Source organism: Oculatella sp. LEGE 06141 (genome assembly GCF_015207605.1).
Classification (GTDB): Bacteria; Cyanobacteriota; Cyanobacteriia; order Elainellales; family Elainellaceae; genus Oculatella.
This window is the reverse complement of the sequence record NZ_JADEWO010000012.1, coordinates 93,306-111,902: the sequence shown is the minus strand read 5'-3', so window position 1 is coordinate 111,902 and position 18,597 is coordinate 93,306. Positions and strand designations below refer to the sequence as shown.

At 50.7% G+C, this 18,597-nt stretch carries 14 protein-coding genes; 10 read left to right on the top strand and 4 right to left on the bottom strand.

Annotation, left to right across the window (positions count from 1 at the left end; all coding sequences use genetic code 11):
* Nucleotides 1-54 precede the first annotated feature (54 nt).
* A complete protein-coding gene (locus IQ268_RS11290; RefSeq protein WP_193878554.1) occupies nucleotides 55-636 on the bottom strand; it encodes a CAP domain-containing protein in 582 nt (193 codons plus the stop codon).
* 225 nt (nucleotides 637-861) lie between these two features.
* On the bottom strand, nucleotides 862-987 hold the full coding sequence (locus tag IQ268_RS32850; protein ID WP_255527172.1) for a hypothetical protein: 126 nt from the start codon (nucleotides 985-987) through the stop codon (nucleotides 862-864).
* Between the two features lie 48 nt (nucleotides 988-1,035).
* Here IQ268_RS32850 and IQ268_RS11285 point away from each other — a divergent pair, with 48 nt between their 5' ends.
* Nucleotides 1,036-2,076, top strand: coding sequence for a VOC family protein (locus IQ268_RS11285; protein WP_193878552.1), 1,041 nt, complete (start codon nucleotides 1,036-1,038; stop codon nucleotides 2,074-2,076).
* 31 nt (nucleotides 2,077-2,107) lie between these two features.
* Here IQ268_RS11285 and IQ268_RS11280 read toward each other — a convergent pair whose 3' ends face one another.
* Nucleotides 2,108-2,917, bottom strand: a complete 810-nt coding sequence (locus tag IQ268_RS11280; protein ID WP_193878550.1) for a DUF1838 domain-containing protein — start codon at nucleotides 2,915-2,917, stop codon at nucleotides 2,108-2,110.
* A 248-nt stretch (nucleotides 2,918-3,165) separates the two neighbouring features.
* On the opposite strand from IQ268_RS11280, the gene IQ268_RS11275 reads away from it, so the two are divergent.
* Together IQ268_RS11275 and IQ268_RS11270 are read left to right on the top strand one after the other, a co-directional pair.
* The gene (locus IQ268_RS11275) at nucleotides 3,166-3,375 is read left to right on the top strand and encodes a hypothetical protein (protein ID WP_193878548.1); all 210 of its coding nucleotides are present in this window, start codon (nucleotides 3,166-3,168) and stop codon (nucleotides 3,373-3,375) included.
* Nucleotides 3,376-3,466: 91 nt separating this feature from the next.
* Complete coding sequence (locus IQ268_RS11270; protein WP_193878546.1) at nucleotides 3,467-6,487, top strand: methyl-accepting chemotaxis protein; 3,021 nt, start codon at nucleotides 3,467-3,469, stop codon at nucleotides 6,485-6,487.
* A 37-nt stretch (nucleotides 6,488-6,524) separates the two neighbouring features.
* Here the strand turns inward: IQ268_RS11270 and IQ268_RS11265 are convergent, their stop codons facing one another.
* Nucleotides 6,525-7,973 carry a PAS domain-containing protein gene (locus IQ268_RS11265; RefSeq protein WP_193878543.1) on the bottom strand — a complete coding sequence of 483 codons (1,449 nt, stop codon included), beginning with the start codon at nucleotides 7,971-7,973 and terminating at the stop codon, nucleotides 6,525-6,527.
* Nucleotides 7,974-9,632: 1,659 nt separating this feature from the next.
* Between IQ268_RS11265 and IQ268_RS11260 the strand changes: the two genes are divergently transcribed.
* From IQ268_RS11260 to IQ268_RS11230, 7 genes are all read left to right on the top strand, one after another.
* Nucleotides 9,633-10,700, top strand: coding sequence for a hypothetical protein (locus IQ268_RS11260; RefSeq protein WP_193878541.1), 1,068 nt, complete (start codon nucleotides 9,633-9,635; stop codon nucleotides 10,698-10,700).
* A gap of 91 nt (nucleotides 10,701-10,791) precedes the next feature.
* On the top strand, nucleotides 10,792-11,112 hold the full coding sequence (locus IQ268_RS11255) for a peptidase (RefSeq protein ID WP_193878539.1): 321 nt from the start codon (nucleotides 10,792-10,794) through the stop codon (nucleotides 11,110-11,112).
* A 378-nt stretch (nucleotides 11,113-11,490) separates the two neighbouring features.
* Nucleotides 11,491-11,928, top strand: a complete 438-nt coding sequence (locus IQ268_RS11250; protein WP_193878537.1) for a ubiquinol-cytochrome c reductase iron-sulfur subunit — start codon at nucleotides 11,491-11,493, stop codon at nucleotides 11,926-11,928.
* 1,234 nt (nucleotides 11,929-13,162) lie between these two features.
* On the top strand, nucleotides 13,163-14,335 hold the full coding sequence (locus tag IQ268_RS11245; RefSeq protein WP_193878536.1) for a response regulator: 1,173 nt from the start codon (nucleotides 13,163-13,165) through the stop codon (nucleotides 14,333-14,335).
* A gap of 57 nt (nucleotides 14,336-14,392) precedes the next feature.
* Nucleotides 14,393-14,758, top strand: coding sequence for a response regulator transcription factor (locus IQ268_RS11240; protein WP_193878534.1), 366 nt, complete (start codon nucleotides 14,393-14,395; stop codon nucleotides 14,756-14,758).
* Between the two features lie 15 nt (nucleotides 14,759-14,773).
* Nucleotides 14,774-15,340 carry a chemotaxis protein CheW gene (locus tag IQ268_RS11235; protein ID WP_193878532.1) on the top strand — a complete coding sequence of 189 codons (567 nt, stop codon included), beginning with the start codon at nucleotides 14,774-14,776 and terminating at the stop codon, nucleotides 15,338-15,340.
* A gap of 222 nt (nucleotides 15,341-15,562) precedes the next feature.
* Nucleotides 15,563-18,457, top strand: coding sequence for a methyl-accepting chemotaxis protein (locus tag IQ268_RS11230; RefSeq protein WP_193878530.1), 2,895 nt, complete (start codon nucleotides 15,563-15,565; stop codon nucleotides 18,455-18,457).
* The last annotated feature ends 140 nt before the right edge of the window (nucleotides 18,458-18,597 follow it).

Here is an 18,597-nt window from a genome sequence, read left to right as displayed (position 1 = left end):
TCTACATAGGAGCTAGAAATGAATTGGTAAAGTAGGATGAACGCGATCGACCCTCTACAATGGCCGCATGAACAGTTGGGTGAAGTAGTACGTGTTGCCGTCTTGCCAAACGCCGATCCCCGTTTCTGAAAAGACCGATCGCAGAATGTTTTCGCGATGTCCAGGACTATCCAGCCAGCCCTGCACCGCCAGAGGAGCCGGTTCGGGTGCATTGGTGCTGGTAAACAAATTTTCTCCAACAATCCAATACAGCAGACCCGCCGCTTCAACTCGTTCTGCCGGAGTGCTGCCATCTGGACTAACGTGAGCAAAAAAGTCTTCTTCTGCCATGCGCTGGCTGTAGCTGCGGGCAACCGCTGCCAGTTCAGCATTGTATTGCAGTGGATCTAACCCTTCCTGCTGGCGAATTTCATTAATGCGGCTATGCACATAGCGTTCCATCTCACCCAGGCCAGCCTCTGGCGCATCAACACCCGGTGGGGTGGCTTCATCTGCATCTCGACCGGGTAAACGAGTAACCGACGGAACGCGTTCGATGATTTGCTCAGTGGTGGTGATGTCGCATCCAGTTAAAGCGAAAAGGACGGCAGCCAATCCTGTAGAAATAGCAAGTTGGCGATTTTTTTTTCTACCCATACAGCGGAACACCCAAAGATCGCAATCAGAAGACAAAGACGGTTGAGCTAACACTAAACCCGTTTGTTGTGCCAGGTTTAGCCCTCACTTTTACTGTGACGAGCAACTGTGACTTAAAAGTGATAAGCCTCAAAGTGACAAACCTCCCACATGAAGGGAGCATCCCATATCAGTTGTGGTTGAATCTCTGCCTATTGACGGATTTACAGCCATTTTCATTTGCATTCACCACATCCCACCCCCCACCCCCCAACCCATCTTGGCGAGACTGTGGCTGACTTGATTGAGAACTGCTGTAATTTCTAGCGAACCACAGGGAGACGCGATCGCACCAGGTAGTATAGTAACCATCTGCACGACCGGACTAATATTGCTCCTCTTGCCCCAACTTGATGTCCTATGGTTCCCGAACCTCCCTCTGTGCAAGGCGTATATGAAGTGTGTATTGGAGTTTCAGATCCCATTGTTCAACTTCAGTATTGGGAGCAGTTTGGCTATCGCATTGGCGCGATGGGCGAGCTTTCGGCAGTGGAAGCAGAAGCATTGTATGGCGTACGATCCGCTGTGCGATCGATCCGGCTCTATCATCAAACCGCCGATCATGGACTGGTGCGGCTGATGCAGTGGCAAACGCCCGTCAATGCTGGGTTGGAAATGGCATCCATGAAGACCAAGGGTAACCGTTGGGCAACCACCTTAACTGCCGATGTGCTGGCTGTTTTGAACCAGGCCGAAGAAGCGGCAGCGGCGGGGTTGCCCATTCGCTATTCGTCCCTGCACTGGGAGGTCATTTACAACAAAGAGCGGCACATGCGCCCGTTTGTTGATCCGGCGATCGGGGTGCGAGAATTGCTGCTGCTCCAGCCGCTCACCCGCCAGGTATTGTTTGAACGGTTCCATTATTCCATGCCAAACTATGGCGCGATCGCCCCCACCTCACCTTTCCAAACCAGCCAGATTACCCATATGGGCTTGGTAATTCAAGACGATCGCAAACAAACGCTGACCTTTTATGAGCAGGTGTTGGGCTTGGTGCGGTCGCGCGATGATGTGGAAACCAGCTATGAATCCTCATCCGCCGGACGCGAATTGTTTGACCTCAAACCGGGCGAGCGCTTCTTCGTCACCTCGTTTGATGACCCACGATCGCCCGTGGCCGACTGGCAACAGGTGCGATCGGGTCGGCTCTACATCATTCGCTTTCCCGAAACGATGACCGTCCCAGAACGATTTGCTCAGGCTCGACCGGGTTGTTTGGGGATGTCGCTTTATACCTATCGCGTTCAGGGATTGGAGCAACTGCACGATCGCGTTCAAGCTAGCGAGGCGTTGCAGGTAACGGCAATGGTGCCTAACGAATTTAACGAACCCAGCTTTTCCTTTACCGCTCCCGATGGCTACCGCTGGGCACTTGTTGCATCTCCTGGGTCATTCTCTTGATCTCGGTTCCGGGTGCTGCTGGAAAAACCCTCTAATCTGCCGCTGGTAGGGGAAAGCGATCGCCTGCCAAATAAGCATCAAAGTTTTGCTGAAAGGAGAGCCATGAGGTCATATCATCCTGATCGAGAAACGCTTTGGGTGCGGCCTGATACAGCGGAACGCGGGTATTGATTTCGTCTTGCAGCAGTTGGGGCAGTTCTGCAAAGTGGCTCACCTTGCTGCCATAGGCACTGTAGATCAAATGGCCGGGGCGATCGCCCATTTTCATCCACGGCAACCACGGCCCAATTCGATCCCAGCCCAACCGCAACCGTGAAACAGAAGGGATATCAGCCTGGGTTAGCTCAGCCGTTGGCACCGTTAGCTTAAACAGCTCAGCGGCCTGGTAGGTGGGGTTAGGGCTATAGTCGGCAAACTTGGGGTCGTCGGCCAGGAGGTTGGGATAGGTGGGAAACAGGTCAAACACAAAGGTCGTTTCGTCGCCATCTACCTGGGCGGGAAAGTGTCCTTTGAAGTGCCCCTGCACGGGATTGTTCGCCACATGCATCACTGGCACCGTTTCCCCTGTCCAGGGATTCTGCCATTGATGAATCGCTTCGCCGCTTTCTGGATCAAGATAATAAGTCAACTCGCGTGAGGTAAAGTCCCAACCGCCTGCCTCAGTCGCAATGCAGCGGCTGGCGCTCATGCCCACTATTTTGAACAGTCGCGATCGCTTTTCGCCAGGAATGAAGGCATAGATAGCTCCCTGCCACACCAGAAAGGTAGACTGGGTCGAATCAAGCGACGCGCGAACTTTGACCCACGCTTCAGCATCAAACTGTTGTGTTACGGCAACCATATTGTGTTTGAGTAACCAGCACTAATCCTAAGAATACAGGAGAGGGAGTGATAGGGAGGTGAGCCACAGGCGGACTCCCACCCGGTTAAAGTTGAACCCGGTCTGCAAGCCTCCCCGTGGCAGACTGTCTAATCAGACGGCCCTCATGATTAGCGCAGGGGGAGCGCGAGTAGCAATTAGCACCTTTAAAATGATGGTCTGGGGGCAGTAAGGCGACTGGCCTGGGGTGATGCCGTTCAACATCAGCAGTGCAGCACTTGAACGGGTTAATTTTGTTTCACCTCACGGATTTTCGCCTGTTAGAGTTGGATAGTGTTTTGGATACACACACTTACTGGGGCAGCACAAACCGTAAAGTAACCCATAACCGTACCGTTGTGATGATGGTGGATGATGCCCCATGTTGTCTCCGTTCCGTTTTCGGGGCTGTTCTGGTTCGCGCAGGGTTCATTGAATAATGGCTGAGCCAGCTTAACTCAGTATTCCGTAGCAGGGTGCTCCTACCACATGTGATTGACTCGCTCCTTACACCATTAGGAAACTTGCTACATGGCCGACCAAACCCATACAGAAAGCAGCACTGGCGATCGCCATTCTTCTGAAACGAACAATGCCGCATCTCCTCAAATCGATTCTGTGGGTTCGCAATCTGCAATTGATTTTGAACAGGGAACCATCGCTGCCCGTTCTGCGGATCTCATGTCCCCATCCATTAAGGGTCACAATCAACGGTTAGCACGGTTTTCGCCTACCCTGCTCGTGCCGCTGGCGCTGCTGAATGTCGCCAGCCACAGTGCGGTTGCAGCCTCTGGCGATCGCCCCGCAACCGCCATACCCAATTCACGCACGTTACCCGAATTCAAACGGTCTGCGATCGCCACGGGCAGGGCAGTCTCGGCACCAGAAGTGATTGAGGAGCGGCTATTGAGCCAGACGGTAGCCGTTAACCCGGATGAGAGTGCAACAAACCTGGCTCCTTTCACCAGTCAACCCGCCGATCCGGCTGGTGATTCGTTTGATCCATCTTTGCAGGAGGCCACCTCTCGTCCGCTGCTCACAGGCATTACCCAGTCCCAATGGCTGATGATTCTGGCGGCAATCATCACCCTGCTGGCGATCGCGGCTACCATTGCAGTGTTGTATGGGTTGCGCCGTTTGTCGGTGCCGCTACGCTATTTGTTAAACGCAATGGAGGAAGTGGCTTCGGGCAATTTGGAGGTCACCATTACCGCGTGGGGCACTCCAGAAACTCAGGCGTTGGCTAAAACCTTGAATCGGCTGGTGGTAACGATTCGCGGGCTGTTGCAGGAACAAACCATTGCCGTTGAACAGGCGAATGTCTTCTTTAAACTGTCGATCGCCCGTGCCCTGACCCAAAAGGATGTTGAGGCGGTCTTCAATGAAGTCTTAGCTGAATCCTGCCAACTGTTGCAACTCGATCGAATGGTGATTTACCGTTTAACAGCAGACCGGGGCGGCTATGTTTCCAATGAAGCCGTTGTGGGCAACTGGCCAAAAGCGCTCAATTCTAATATTGAAGATCCCTGCATTCCCAGCGATATATTAGCGGCCTACAAAGAAGGCCGGGTTATGCCGACCCGTGACATTGCAACGGCAGGGTTTCATCCCGCCCACCTCAACCGTTTGCAGCAGCTCCAGGTAAAGGCCAATCTGGTGGTTCCCATCTTGCATGATGAGAACCTGTTTGGGTTGCTGGTGGCTCATCATTGCGCCAAAACCCATATGTGGCGAGAAACCGAAATTAGCTTTGTGCGCCAGTTAGCGAACCAACTGGGGGTATTGCTCGATCGCACCGCCTACCTGCAAGCCCAAAAAGCCCAAACCGATCGATCGCAAATTTTGCGAGATATTACGCTACAAGTCGTGCAGTCCAACACATCCAGCGCAGTTTTGACGCAACTGCCGCTGGAGCAGGTGCGCCGAGTGCTGTATGCCGATCGCGTTCTTGTGTTTGCCTTTGATCCGCAGTGGCAGGGCACCGTTGTGGCTGAATCGGTCGATCGCCGCTTCTCTAAAACCCTGGGAACAGAATTAAGTGATGCCTGTTTCGCCAAAGGATATGCCGAGCGGTATAAGCAAGGCCGCATTCGGGCGATCGGCAATATCGAGCAATCCGGCCTGCCTGGTTGTTACATCAAACAACTGCAACCCTTTTCAGTTAAAGCCATTCTTGTAACTCCCATCATCCAACATGAGCAACTGTGTGGCTTATTGATCGCTCATCAGTGTTCGCAACCTCGCCAGTGGGAGCAATCTGACATTGATTTGATGATGCAGGTCGCTAATCAAATTGGACTGGCGCTCGATCGGTGCCGTTTGCTCGAACAAAAGGAAGCCGCCGTTGAGCAAGCTCGCATCCTGGCAGAGGAACAGCGGCAGCAAAAAGAAGCCCTGCGCGACCTCCTGAAACAAAAGGAAGCCGCCGTTGAGCAAGCTCGCATCCTGGCAGAGGAACAGCGGCAGCAAAAAGAAGCCCTACGCAACCTCCTGAAGCAAAAGGAAGCCGCCGTTGAACAGGCTGGCATGTTAGCCAGAGAACAACGCCGTCAAAAAGAAGCGCTGCAACAACAGTTCATGCAGTTGCTCAACAGCGTTGAAGGGGCAGCAATGGGAGATTTGACCGTACGTGCTGAGGTCACTGATGGAGAGGTTGGTACCGTTGCCGACTTCTTCAACTCCATTGTTGAAAGCTTGCGGCAAATTGTAACGGATGTGAAGGTTTCGGCCATTCAGGTGAGTGAGGCGATCGGCGATAATGAGGATGCCACCGAGCAACTCGCCGCAATGGCGCTGACGCAAGCCAAGAAAATTACCCGCGTCCTCGATTCCGTTGAGCAGATGACCGTCTCTATTCAGGCTGTAGCAGATAATGCTCGCCAAGCCGCAGAAGTAGCAGATACGGCATTTCTCACCGCAGAGACGGGCGGCATGGCAATGGATCGAACGGTAGACAGTATCTTAAGTCTGCGAGCCACCATCGGCGATACGTCCAAGAAAATGAAGCGCTTGAGCGAGTCATCGCAACGAATTTCAAGGGTCATTTCATTGATCGAAAAAATTGCGCTGCAAACCAATTTGCTGGCCGTTAATGCAGGCATTGAGGCGGCGCGAGCAGGTGAAGATGGGCAGGGCTTTGCCGTCGTTGCGGAGGAAGTCGGAGAACTGGCCGCTAAGTCAGCCGCCGCGACCAAGGAAGTAGAGCAAATCATTGCCACTATTCAGTTTGAAACGCATCAAGTGGTTGAAGCGATGGAACAAAGCACTGCTCAAGCTGTGGTGGGCACCCGGCAAGTCGAGGAAACCAAGCGCAGCCTCCACCAAATTTTGACGGTGTCGCAACACATCAATCAACTGGTGAAATCGATTTCGCAAGCAACCGTGTCGCAAACGCAAACCTCGCGCGAAGTAGCCAAACTGATGCAGGAAGTGGCTCAGGTTTCTGAACTCACCTCAGACTCCTCCAACAAGGTGTCTGGCTCTTTGCGCCAAACCGTGAGGATCGCTCAAGAGCTGCAAGCGTCTGTTGGAACCTTTACTGTGGAGCAATAAGCCATCTGTGATCGGCCTTCCCAGCCCACACGCTCACTTATAGCCGGGTAATCTCGCGCTGTATCCAGATCCAATGGGTATATTCGCCGCTCAGCCTTGGTACGGGGGCGATCGTCTGCTCCACCCAGAATTCAGTACCGTCCTTGCGATAGTGCAGTAGCTCTATTTTGACGGGTTGCCGCTGTGCCATCGCATCTTGCATTTGAGCCAGGTGAGCAGGGCTGGTGTTCTCCCCGTAAAGCAGGCTGAGCGGTCTACCGATCACATCTTCTGGCCGATAGCCCGTGAGTTGGGCAAAGCGTTCGTTGATTTGCACGATTTTGGGGTGGTCGATCGGCTCAATTTCAGTCATCACAATGGCATCATGGGCGTTGTGAATGGCAGACTCTAAGAGCCGCAAACAGTCGAGCACCTGCTGTCGTTCGGCAATATCGCGAAAGAAGCTTTGATACGCCAGACGATCGCCATACTCAATCAATCGGCTGCTAATCTCGACGGGAATTTCGGTTTTGTCTTTACGGCGGAGCCTGTACTCGTAAATCACATTACCAACCCGCTGAAGTTCGCTGGCGATCGCGTCTTTATGCTGCTTCTCGATGCGATGGGCTTCAATATCGACAAAGGACAATTGCAGCAGTTCTCGGCGGGTGTACCCTAGCCGTCTAGCCGCATTGCGGTTGGCATTGAGGATATGACCATCGGCAACATCAACAATCAAAATCGAATCATTGGCCAACTCAAATAAATTGCGGTATTCCTCTTCAGATTCGCGCAGAGCAATTTCCGTTCGCTTTCGTTCTGTAATATCCCGTGCCGTAAAAACCACCGTATCAATGCTGCCATCGGCGGCCAGGATCGGGCTGATAATGTACTCGTAATCCCTGACCTCATGAATAGTTGGAATGCTAACATCCCCACTCGCAGGGCGACCTGTTCTAAACACAACCTCTCGCTTGGCCGAAAACGATTGGCTAAACTCATCATCGAAGCCCAGCTCTTGATAGGTTTTACCCAGAAAATAGTTAGGGCGAAAGCCCAGCACCCTGGCGCTCACCGGATTGATGTAAGTAAACCGCCCCATCCGGTCTTGCACAAACACCAGGTCAGGGGTCGCCGAGAGAATCTGGTCAAGCATATTAGCTTGATGCTCTAGCTGTGCTGTGAGTTGCGATCGCGTCTCCGCTGGCTCACCGCAGTCCGTCAGCGGGCGGGCGACCCTGGTTGCAACCGCTCGTCCTTCTTTAACCTCATGCACAGAAACCGTTAGCTGCTGAAGCAACTCAACGACCTGCTGCTCAAGCTCAGTCAGCCGCTGCTGAAGGGTGGTTGTAGAGACAGGAACTGAGGATGCAGAAGGCACCCCATAAGCCAAAGACAAAGCTTGCATGAGAACCGCAGTTCTGTTGCTACCAGTGGCTTTTGCCCGTGCTTCAATCGCTTCAATTACCTCTTCCGCAAACCGAAATGTGATTGTTCTACTAGCCATGTCGAATGTTGGGCGGTTACCTGACCGAACTTAAAGCAAATCTACGATGGGCTTCATCGAATCTTCAACCCAAACATTCACGATGGGTTGAACCAGTGCCTGTGACAATACGAAACAGGCAACACGTTGAGGCAATCAAAGTTGGACTGAATTTGGACTAAACCTTCGAGGATATCTCGGAAGGATTCAATCGTTGGCATTAGCAGTCTGCATGAAGCCTCTAAATCTTCTAGGCTTGGGGGACTTTCGAACCATTCTGTCTTAAAATCCCCCAACCTGAGGATTATGGGACGGTTCGAGTTGGGCTTAGCACGTCTCAGACATCTTCTTAAAGGCACTTGTTAGAGGCACTTGAATGGTTCATTCTTAAGTTGAGTTTGCACAGCTCGTTTTTTAGAACGAACGTAAGGTTGAATTTAATTTACAATCTGGCACTTTGGATCTTAACTTACGATGTTCAAAGTTGCGCCTAGAATTCGTTTGATGCGCTTAGCCCTGGTTGGTTTCTGCTGCACGCTTCGTTAATTGCGGATCTAACCAGCTCGACTCGGTTGCTGTGGGCTAACGCACGCCCAACCTTCAGCTCTTGCCCCTGAAAGAATGTTTTGCAAGGTAGCAAATGGGCTGCTTCGCCCCTTTGCTAGTTATGCCCCAAGGGCTTTAAGCACACAATAGTAGGGAGCTTTTGAGCCGATTCTGTTTCAAACTCCCCGTTCGGCTGAGCGCTCACGTCGAAGCCAGAATGAAGGCTGAGCGCCTGCGGCAAGCCAGACAAGAGAGCGGTTCGAGTGACTCTCGGCACCTTTACAGCATTCTTTGATCATTCTCATCATCTTCCACATTCTTTCAGTCTTCAACTGCTCATCCATTGTCTAACACTGGAGCAGTGCGGAACTGATTCAAATCAAAAAAAGTGGCATGTGAATAATACGAGCGCGATATAAGTATTTGAACTTAAATCATAAACTTCTTATAAAGGTAAGGTAAAAATCAGCGTAAGTTTATCATTAGTTCATGAAGTTATAGTGATTTGAGAAAGAGATTCTCTTAAAAAAAAAGAAGTTGAACTACAACGGTATAGGCAGATTGTGATACGCTTTCACTGAAACGAAAGACTAGTTGAGTGAGGTATTTGGCTTCATCGGTTTTTGTTTTGCGTAATACGAAAATTGAAACTGTGACCAAGTATCATTCCGTGTGAAAGTCTTTGCTTTGTCTCTAATACGAAGACTGTTCAAAGCAGCGACTCCAGTACAAGGCTAGAGGCTCAATTCATTCAGTGACAGAGGGTTACTCAGGTGCATAAAACTACCGGATATCGATCGGTTGAACCTCCGTGAGTTCAATTATCTGGCGATCGCTCCTACAGGGTTTAGACCCTTCAAGAGTACGTTATACGGTAAATTAACCGATCTACTAAGTATTGTTTGTAGCGAGAATCTGTGTGAGTGAGCATGTTTACGCTCGGATGGTTCTCGATTTAGTTTTGGTTTGAATAAAGTTGTGTTCCCTGTTAGATAAAGCGTTCAACATCGTTAAAGCATCTTGGTAAAGCCTGCTGTTTGTACCAGCTAATAGGCTTTATTGATGTGTTAATTGATGCTGCCTGATTTGCTGTTCGATGTTTACTCAGTAATAGGGAAACTAAAGGAAATAAAGATGCTCAAGCGAACCAGGCTTCGTTCTAGGCTCCTAATATTTGTTGCGGGGTTAATTCTACCAGTCGCGTTATTTTTGGGCTGTTCCAACAATGCTCCAGTTAGCCAGTCGCCTGCGCCTGTAGAGCAAGCATCATCCGATTCACCTGCTGATGAAGATGTAGCTCTGGCAACCGAAATTGGCAAAAGTATTATTGCATCGTGCCCAATGGCTGAACCGGGCGATGCTAACGCCCATGCTGCTTGTGCAGACAAACTAGCATCACTGGAACTGCTGCGCGACCACATGAGCCAGGAAATTCGCTGGGGAGGACAGAAAGAACCTGAACTTTATGCGCTTCGGGAAAACAACACAACCTCTTTTGCTCCGCTGGTTTGGCGACGCACCTATCTTTCCACATTCATGTTTTCTGGAGAACCAACCGTAGAACAGAAAGATAACTTAACAGTGCTTCGTTTGCCTATTCAGTTCCGTAGCGACCTCGATCCTGGCGCATTCCCCTACCCGTTCTGGCATTCCGAGAACAAGTGGAAAGCCTATCACCAGTCCACCGAATTGTTGCTAATTATGGAAGACGGGATGATTGAAGGCGCGATGCGATCGGCCATCAAAGATACAGAACGCAAGGTGGTTGAGCGAGAATGGGATGGAAAGTGGCAGTGGACGGTTGCTAACGGCCAACAAGAGCCTAAGGTGACGCTTTACCAGAACCTCTTTTCAGCAGCCAATCCTCATGTGAACTCACTGGATGAAAGCTATCGAGCGTTTGAAGTAGCGATGCGCGATCACTCTTGCGAGGTTTGCCACAGCCCCAGCAACGCCAACGAGATGAACCCTTTGCTGATTCTAAATTACCCCAACCAGGCGTTGACCCTGCGGCACGAAACGGTACGGCAGATTCAAGAGAATCTCATGCCTCCTCCCAATGGAATTCCGGACGAGGCAGAGCGTCAAAGACTGGTGACGCTGGCTGAAGCGTTTGCCAAAGCCGGAGATGAGGCGCTGGCCTACGAAGGTGAACCCGTTGATGCTACCGCAGCAACACCATCATCAGCTAATCATAGCTAAGGTCTAACTATAGGGGGCTTTTGCACCGATCGCGGCACAAAAGCCCCGCTTTGCGTTGAAACAATGATGCAGTTTTATAAGGAATCGCGACATGGGAATCACGAGTGCATTTCGTCGCTATCATCGGCAATTTGCGATCATCATGTGCCTACCGTTGGCGCTAACCATTATTAGCGGGATCACTTATCCTATCTTTGCGGAATGGTTTTCACTCAGCCAGGTTGCTGGAATAATGCTCAATATTCACTCCGGTCGAATTTTTGGGCTGGAAGCAATTTATCCCATCTTAAATGGTCTGGGTTTGGCAGGGCTGATGATTACAGGATTGAGTATGTCAAGCCTGTTTCGCAAGAAGCGATCGCTCAGCACCACCTTAAATGAGGTATCTCGCAAAGAGACAGCAAGACGGTAAGCCATTGGTGAAACAGGCATTCTCTCAGAAGATAGTTTGTCTCATTTGTAACCCGATCCCTGTAGGGGCATAGCATATGCAACGGGACGCAAGCGACAGAATTCGTCTGGGTCTAGGCTGTCTGCCGAATGCTATGTACCTTACAGGAAACTTGCTAAGTGTTACATCGAACCATTTGAACCGTTCAATGTTGAAGATGGTTCAACGGGCTTTGTAAGCTCCTGGTAAGCTCCTGAAGAATGCTTTAAGGGTGTTGATATCACTCGAATCGCCTTCTAAATTCCCAGGGTTGGGGAGTTTAGGGCAGACCGTTTAATCCGTTGCAAACAACCTCTCAAGCACAATGAGTTGATTTGAAAAAGGCAGGATTGCTCTCTTATGGATCGGCGTACATTTATGAATTGGGTAGGTGTTGGTTGTCTGGCACAGTTCTTTCCTGTGGCGATCGCCGCCTGCACCCCTCAATCGTCTGAAACGGCAACCTCAACCGACGAGTTTCGCGACGTTGGAGATGTGGCACAACTGGATCAAGACGGTCAACTTTTAGATGAACAAACGGCAGGTAGCCCGCTCCTGGTGGTTCGCGATACCAGCCAACCCGACACGTTAGTAGCCATTAACCCAATCTGTACCCATCGCGATTGTTTGGTCGAGTGGCAGCCCGATCGCAACGTGTTTTTGTGCAACTGTCACGATTCTGCATTTGATACGGCAGGTCAAGTATTAAGCCCGCCTGCCAGTAAACCGCTGGCAGTGCATGACGTAAAGGTGGAAGGCGATCGCGTGTTGGTAAAGACTGTTGCTACCCGCACCTGATACATCGTCAGTAGAGGTAAATCAACCCGCTTACCGTGAGAGGGTGTAACCAGGCTGAGTGTAACTCGAACCGTCCCCTTTTGGGCTTGCTGCAAGCGCCAAGTCTTCAATTCTGGGTTTCAACGTGAGCGCTCAGCTGAACACAGACTTTCAACCAGAAACAGTTTGGAAGTTCCTACCGTTGGGGCTTCCAAGCCGCTTCTGTTTCAAAGTCCCCATTGCGATTATTGTGATTGCGACCAGAGCGTAGATGCTGGAGCTTATCTTACAGCCATTTTCATTTGCATTCACCACACCCCACACCCATCTCGGCGAGACTGTGGCTGACTCGATTGAGAACTGCTGTATATAGTCAACCCAAACTCAGTGACCTGGCTGTATCAAAAACTACGCTTTTTTTTGAGTTCGTCTTCTCACACCTCGAATAGCTCTGAACTGTTGCTGTCCTAATGTAAACCTGGCACCAGACCAAGCGATCGGCGTTTGAAGATTCGATTAACTCTCGTGACCCTTGCTTGTCAAACCTCAGAGCTGCATACCATGATGTAACCGAAAACGGTGCAACATCTAATTTTCTAACTGCAATCCAAATAAGTTAACAGCAATACAGTCTTGTAACCTAAATTTATGCAGTAGTGTTATTGTACGGTTACCATTGATCGTAACCTGATCGCTTAATGAAACTCACCTATCGTTGCTAAACAGGGCATCGCATCACTGGGTGTATAGGCTTAATTGGCAATCTACCTGACTGCAATCTACCTGACTGATCGACCAAACTAATGGTGCATCGCTACAATTCGCACTGAATTGGACTGAATTGGATTGAATTGGGTTGAATTGAGATCAATCGTTGGGGCTTCTATCGCTTGCAAACTGGTCTGCAAATTGGTGGTGCTGCCATTGTCAGTAGAGCCACCAGTGCCATGAGCAGATCCAGGAGGATGGTTTGAACGTGCTGAATTCCGCTCGAACTGTTCCTTAAATTTTCTGACGGGAAATTTCTGAGGCAGTTCTGTTTTAAGGTCTCCGTTCGGCTGAGCGCACAGGACGAAACCCAGAGCGGGTGAGAATTTAGAACATCAATACAGCACGTTTGATCTATTGCAAACAACCTCCACAGGGCTTTGATATAAAGCCTCGAATGGGTTTGTATAGTAGCTGCCATTGATTCATCTCATCACTTCAGCATGAATAGGTTTTGCCGTTATCCAAGTAGGTTGGGTTTACTGCCTTGAGACATCTTCAATTTTTGACCAATTTGGAGCAGCTTCGATTTACTGGGAAATTGACGCGAACCGCTCCATCTCAGCAGCAATGGGTTTTCTATTTCGCCCAGGGTCGTCTTGTCTATGCTACTGGAGGAGAACATGCGGTGCGGCGGTGGCGGCGGAATCTAATGATTCATTGCCCCCGAATTCCAACCTACCGAATGGCATGGCAGGTGGATTTAGCCACTATTGATTCTGCCAGTTTGGCGATGGGGTGGGAATACGCATTGCTCAACCGCTGGATTGTTCAGGGTAAAGTAACGCGTGAACAGGCGATCGCGGTTATTTGTGCCGTCATTGCTGAAGTGCTGTTTGATGTGGCACAGGCCGCTACCGTTCAAGACCACATTCGCGAAACGCCGCCGTTTGCCAACCCGCTAACGTTTGTGGAAGTCAAAGAAGCCATTTTTGGCATCCACCCACTGTGGCAAGCGTGGCAGGCCAGCAAACTGGCGAATTACTCGCCCGACCAGTCGCCCATTGTGCGGCAGGCAGACCAGTTCAAAGCGCTGAAGTCACCGCAGGCGTATCAAAATTTGGTCAAGATGCTCAACGGTGAGCGATCGCTGCGCGACCTTGCCGTTGCCATGCACCGCAACTTGATAGAAGTAGCGAAACCGCTTCTGCCCTATCTGGAATCCGGCTGGATTGAGCTGATTCACATTCCCGATTTGTCGGCTCCGATTTATCGCCAGCGGTTGTCTACCAAGGCGGTAGATGAACCTGTTCCAGCCAAAAAGCCAGTGATTGCCTGTGTAGATGACAGCCTTTTCGTCCAGAACATGATGGAAAAGCTGTTGACCTCAGCGGGCTACAACTATGTTGGCATCAATGATGGTTTACGGGCGATCGGCATTTTGTTAGCTCGCAAACCCGATCTCATCTTTTTAGATTTGATGATGCCAAACACCAACGGCTACGAAATCTGCGAACAGTTGCGAAAGCTGACACATTTTCAGAACACTCCGATCGTGATTTTGACCGGAAACGACGGCTTTGCCAACCGTCTTCGTTCTAACTTTGTTGGAGCGTCCGATTTTCTCACCAAACCGCTGGATGCAGAAGCCGTTCTTGGGGTGATTCGCAAATTTTTAAGTCAGGATGTCTCTACTCTTCCGGTTAGCACAAATTATTAGCGTTTAACTGGTTAACTGATTCACTAATTAGCTTGTTATTGTTCACGAGGTGACTGAATGGGTACGGCGCTGGTTGTTGAAGACTCATTGACAGACATGCAAATTTTGATTCAGTGCCTGCAACAGGGTGGAATCAACGTTCTTGTCGCTCAAAGCGGAGAAGAAGCGATCGCTACGATCGCCAAACAAAAACCCGATGTAATTGTTTTAGATGTCGTGTTGCCAGGGTGCAGCGGATTTGAAGTGTGTCGAGAGCTAAAAGGAAACGCTGACACCAGCGATATCCCCGTGATCATCTGCTCCACCAAGGGTGGCGAAATGGATCGATTTTGGGGCATGAAGCAAGGTGCAGATGCTTATCTATCGAAGCCCATCGACCAGGACGAGTTTGTACGGACAGTTAAACAGCTAATCAAACACTGAGCTGATTTTCAATCCATGTCTGATGCATTATCTGTTCCTAATATCCAGCAGTTACCGGCACCACAAACTGAAGCCAAATCTGCCTCAGCCGTACCCGGTACTGAGCAGTTTTTGCGGCTGAACCTGTTTTCGGACACCACGGTTCTATTGCCAGTGGAACTGCTGAGCGAAGTACTCACGATTGAGACGGGTCAAATTGTGCCCATTCCTCATTTGCCCGGATGGGTAATGGGTGTGTATAACTGGCGAGGCGACGTGCTGTGGATGGTCGATCTGGGTCACTTGTGTGGGTTGGTTCCCTGGTATCGACAATCGAGTAACCTTTCCAATTTTTCAGCGGTTGTGATGCAGAGTGGCGATCGCCGAACCGCGTCGGCTCAAGCTAAAAATCAAATGCTGGGGCTGGTTGTGAACCGCGTCGAAGATATTGAGTGGTGTGACCCCACGTTAATTCAGCCCCTACCGCCATCCACCGTTACTCCAGAATTTGCTCGATTTTTGTGGGGTTACTGGTGGAAACCGGGCGGCGATATGCTGGCGGTTTTAAACAAAGATGCCATCTTAACCGCTATGCCAAAGTAATTAGCCAACAGAACAACGGCAATTAAACCAGATCAACTACGGCGAATTTTTGATGAACCAACTATAGCAAGAGTAGCGGGTTTGGCATTGCTAATCCCTCCTAAGCATTCGCCATCTCCTTGCTAAAACCTTTCTGTCTGGCTTAGCAATACGACCGTCCTGGTTTTGTGCTCGATCGCAATACTCACATTGAATCGAACCCTTGATTATGAGATTTACCGCATGACTCAGTTGCCTTCTAAACCTAACTCTCCTAACTCAAACCAGAACTACGTATCCGGTCTTGGCAACGGCAATGGCAATGGCAACGGCAATGGCAATGGTCAAGTCTCCCGGCGAAACGGCTCCCAGGGCTTTACCAACGTGCCGCCGCCGCCACCCCGGCGATCGGTTCCTCAACCCCAGATTGAATTCAGACAACCAGAGGAGCAGCCACCGGCGAAACGCTCCAAACGTTCTTTTCTGAGCCGATGGAACCAACTTGGAATTAGAACCAAAACGACTGCACTAGCAATTGCGATTGGTACCGTTCCGGTATTGGCGATTGGTGCGATCGCCTATTACCTGGCGAGTCAATCCTTAACGGCTCAGATTCAGCAAGACGAACTCAACGAAGCGAGTCAGCTTGCCAACGAGATTGATGTCTTCATGGCAGACCGATATTCGGATATTCAGCTTCTCAGCCAGGTGCCAATTTTCACCAACCAGCGGCTCTTTGAAGCAACCCCGCAGGCCGAAAAGCAAGCCTTTCTAACTCGTTACACCGAGCTGTACGGCGTTTATAACAGTATTGCTTTCTTCAACCTCAACGGCGATGCGGTGGTGCAAGCGGATGGTGTTCCGGTGCCCAACCATAAAGGGCGCGACTTTTTTGAGCGCGTTGTGGAAACGGGGCAACCCACTGTTAACCCACCCTCCATTTCTCGAACCACGGGCACCCTCAGTATGCACCTGGCGGCACCCGTAAAAGATGTGAGTACGGGTGCCTTGAAGGGCGTTGTGCGGTTCCAAATGCCGGTTGAAGGACTCAATAAAATCATTCAGGAGTTTGAAGACGACGACGACCACTACTACGTGGTGGATAACAGCGGTAATTATTTCGTTGCGACTGGTAGCGAACAACGCATTGGGCAACCTGCGGCAGAACACTTTGCCAAATTTGCGGAACTGCAAGCCCGTCAGCAGCCCGGAACCGCCATAGATATTGATCCAGATGACGGCTCTAAACGGCTGCTAACCTATGTTCCTATCTCAAACGTAGCAGGCGTACCTGAGCTAGACTTCGGTTTCTTGATTTCTGGCAGTGCGGATGAGGTGTTTGCACCGCAGCGCCAACTGTTGCTGACGCTGGAAATTGGGGCGCTGGTTGCTGCAATTTTGGTAGGTATTCTCTCCACTGTTGTTGCCAACCGAGCCACCAAACCGTTGATTGCGGCTGCCGATGCGGTGGAACGAATTGGTCAGGGCGACTTTGATACCCGCCTGGCGTTTCAGGGAACAGACGAAATTGCCGCGCTGGGAGCCAACATCAATGCGATGGCGAGCCAGTTACAAGAAACAACGGAAGCTCAGGCGTTTGAAGCCGCGCAGGAACGGTTGACCGCCCTGGCAAAAGGGTCTGGCGTGGTTCAGGCATCCGACTTGCAAGACATCTTTAACCAGGTGACTCAAGGCATCCGATCGCTGCTTGAACTCGATCGCGTGGTGGTGTATCGGTTTGATGGACGCAATGGCGATCGCGTGGTTGCCGAATCAGTGGAAGCAGGCTGGATCAGCGCTCTGGAAGAAAAAATCACGGATGGCTGTATTCCGGTACAGGTGCGTGAGGCTTATAACAATGGGCGGACTGTGGTTGCAGAGGATGTTTCCACCGCTAACTTCGATCCAGAGCATCTGCGTCTGCTGGAACGGTTGGATGTGAAATCGAGTCTCGTTGTTCCCATCTCAGGTGGCGGAAAACTGTTTGGCTTGCTTGTTGGTCATGTCTGCGCGACTACCCACCGCTGGCAAGATATGGAAGTGAACTTTTTCCAGCGGCTTGGCACAGAGCTAGGTCTATCGATCTATCGAGTGGAACTGTTGGAGCAAACCACCCGCCTGGCTGAAGAACAGCGACAGATCAAAGAATCGTTGCAGAAACGAGCGCTGGAACTGCTGAAGGAAGTTGATCCAATTAGCCGAGGCGACTTGACCACGCGTGCCAGGGTAACGGCAGACGAAATTGGTACGATCGCCGACTCCTACAACGCCACGGTTGATAACCTGCGGAAAATTGTCCTTCAGGTGCAGCAAGCTGCCAACCAGGTAACTGAAACCACCAGCTCGAATGAACAATCGGTGCAATCCCTGTCGGAAGAAGCGTTGCGTCAGGCGGAAAACATTGCATCGGCGCTTAACCTGGTTCAAGACATGGCAGAAACCGTTCGGAGTGTTGCAATTAACGCCGAACAGGCCGAACAGGCCGTGAAGCAAGCCAACCTGACTGTAAAAGAAGGGGATGCCGCCATGAACCGCACGGTTGATGGGATTCAATCCATTCGTTCTACGGTGGCCGAAACCTCGAAAAAGGTAAAACACCTGGGAGAATCATCCCAAAAGATTTCTGGTGTGGTGGAGCTAATTAGCGCCTTTGCCGCCCAAACCAACATGTTGGCGCTCAATGCATCCATTGAAGCATCGCGTGCTGGAGAAGAAGGCCGGGGATTTGCGGTGGTAGCAGAAGAAGTTCGAACACTGGCGCGGCAGTCTGCCGAGGCTACGGAAGAAATTCGGAAGCTGGTATCCAACATTCAGGCCGAAACCAATGAAGTGGTGGCCGCCATGGAAGCCGGAACAGAGCAGGTTGTGACTGGAACCAAACTGGTGGATGACACCCGCCAAAGCCTGAACAAAATCACAACGGTTAGTTCGCAAATTAGCAGCCTGGTAGAAGCGATCGCTCAGGCTACGGTAGTTCAGTCTCAAACCTCTGAAACTGTGACGCAAACCATGATGGACGTGGCGGCAATTGCCAACAAGACATCAACGGAAGCGACGCAAGTGTCGTCCTCCTTTGAACAACTGCGAAAAGTAGCGCGAGCACTACAAGAGGGTGTTGGTCAGTTTAAGGTCGGCTAAGAGGATGTTTTAGTCCCCAGGTTGGGGGATTGAGAGAGCACAGGCAGGATATTTGATCCGTTTCAAACAACCTCTAATTTGTAGCCCGACACCTGGTAGGGGCGTGGGGATTCGGGCAATACTTCAGGGTCTATTTCAAG

Bases quoted from the DNA above. Each gene is read 5' to 3' on its own strand.
- IQ268_RS32850 (WP_255527172.1), bottom strand. From the start codon at position 987: ATGGTTACTATACTACCTGGTGCGATCGCGTCTCCCTGTGGTTCGCTA.
- IQ268_RS11230 (WP_193878530.1), top strand. From the start codon at position 15,563: ATGACTCAGTTGCCTTCTAAACCTAACTCTCCTAACTCAAACCAGAAC.
- IQ268_RS11270 (WP_193878546.1), top strand. From the start codon at position 3,467: ATGGCCGACCAAACCCATACAGAAAGCAGCACTGGCGATCGCCATTCT.
- IQ268_RS11290 (WP_193878554.1), bottom strand. From the start codon at position 636: ATGGGTAGAAAAAAAAATCGCCAACTTGCTATTTCTACAGGATTGGCT.
- IQ268_RS11280 (WP_193878550.1), bottom strand. From the start codon at position 2,917: ATGGTTGCCGTAACACAACAGTTTGATGCTGAAGCGTGGGTCAAAGTT.
- IQ268_RS11255 (WP_193878539.1), top strand. From the start codon at position 10,792: ATGGGAATCACGAGTGCATTTCGTCGCTATCATCGGCAATTTGCGATC.
- IQ268_RS11260 (WP_193878541.1), top strand. From the start codon at position 9,633: ATGCTCAAGCGAACCAGGCTTCGTTCTAGGCTCCTAATATTTGTTGCG.
- IQ268_RS11285 (WP_193878552.1), top strand. From the start codon at position 1,036: ATGGTTCCCGAACCTCCCTCTGTGCAAGGCGTATATGAAGTGTGTATT.
- IQ268_RS11250 (WP_193878537.1), top strand. From the start codon at position 11,491: ATGGATCGGCGTACATTTATGAATTGGGTAGGTGTTGGTTGTCTGGCA.
- IQ268_RS11240 (WP_193878534.1), top strand. From the start codon at position 14,393: ATGGGTACGGCGCTGGTTGTTGAAGACTCATTGACAGACATGCAAATT.
- IQ268_RS11235 (WP_193878532.1), top strand. From the start codon at position 14,774: ATGTCTGATGCATTATCTGTTCCTAATATCCAGCAGTTACCGGCACCA.
- IQ268_RS11265 (WP_193878543.1), bottom strand. From the start codon at position 7,973: ATGGCTAGTAGAACAATCACATTTCGGTTTGCGGAAGAGGTAATTGAA.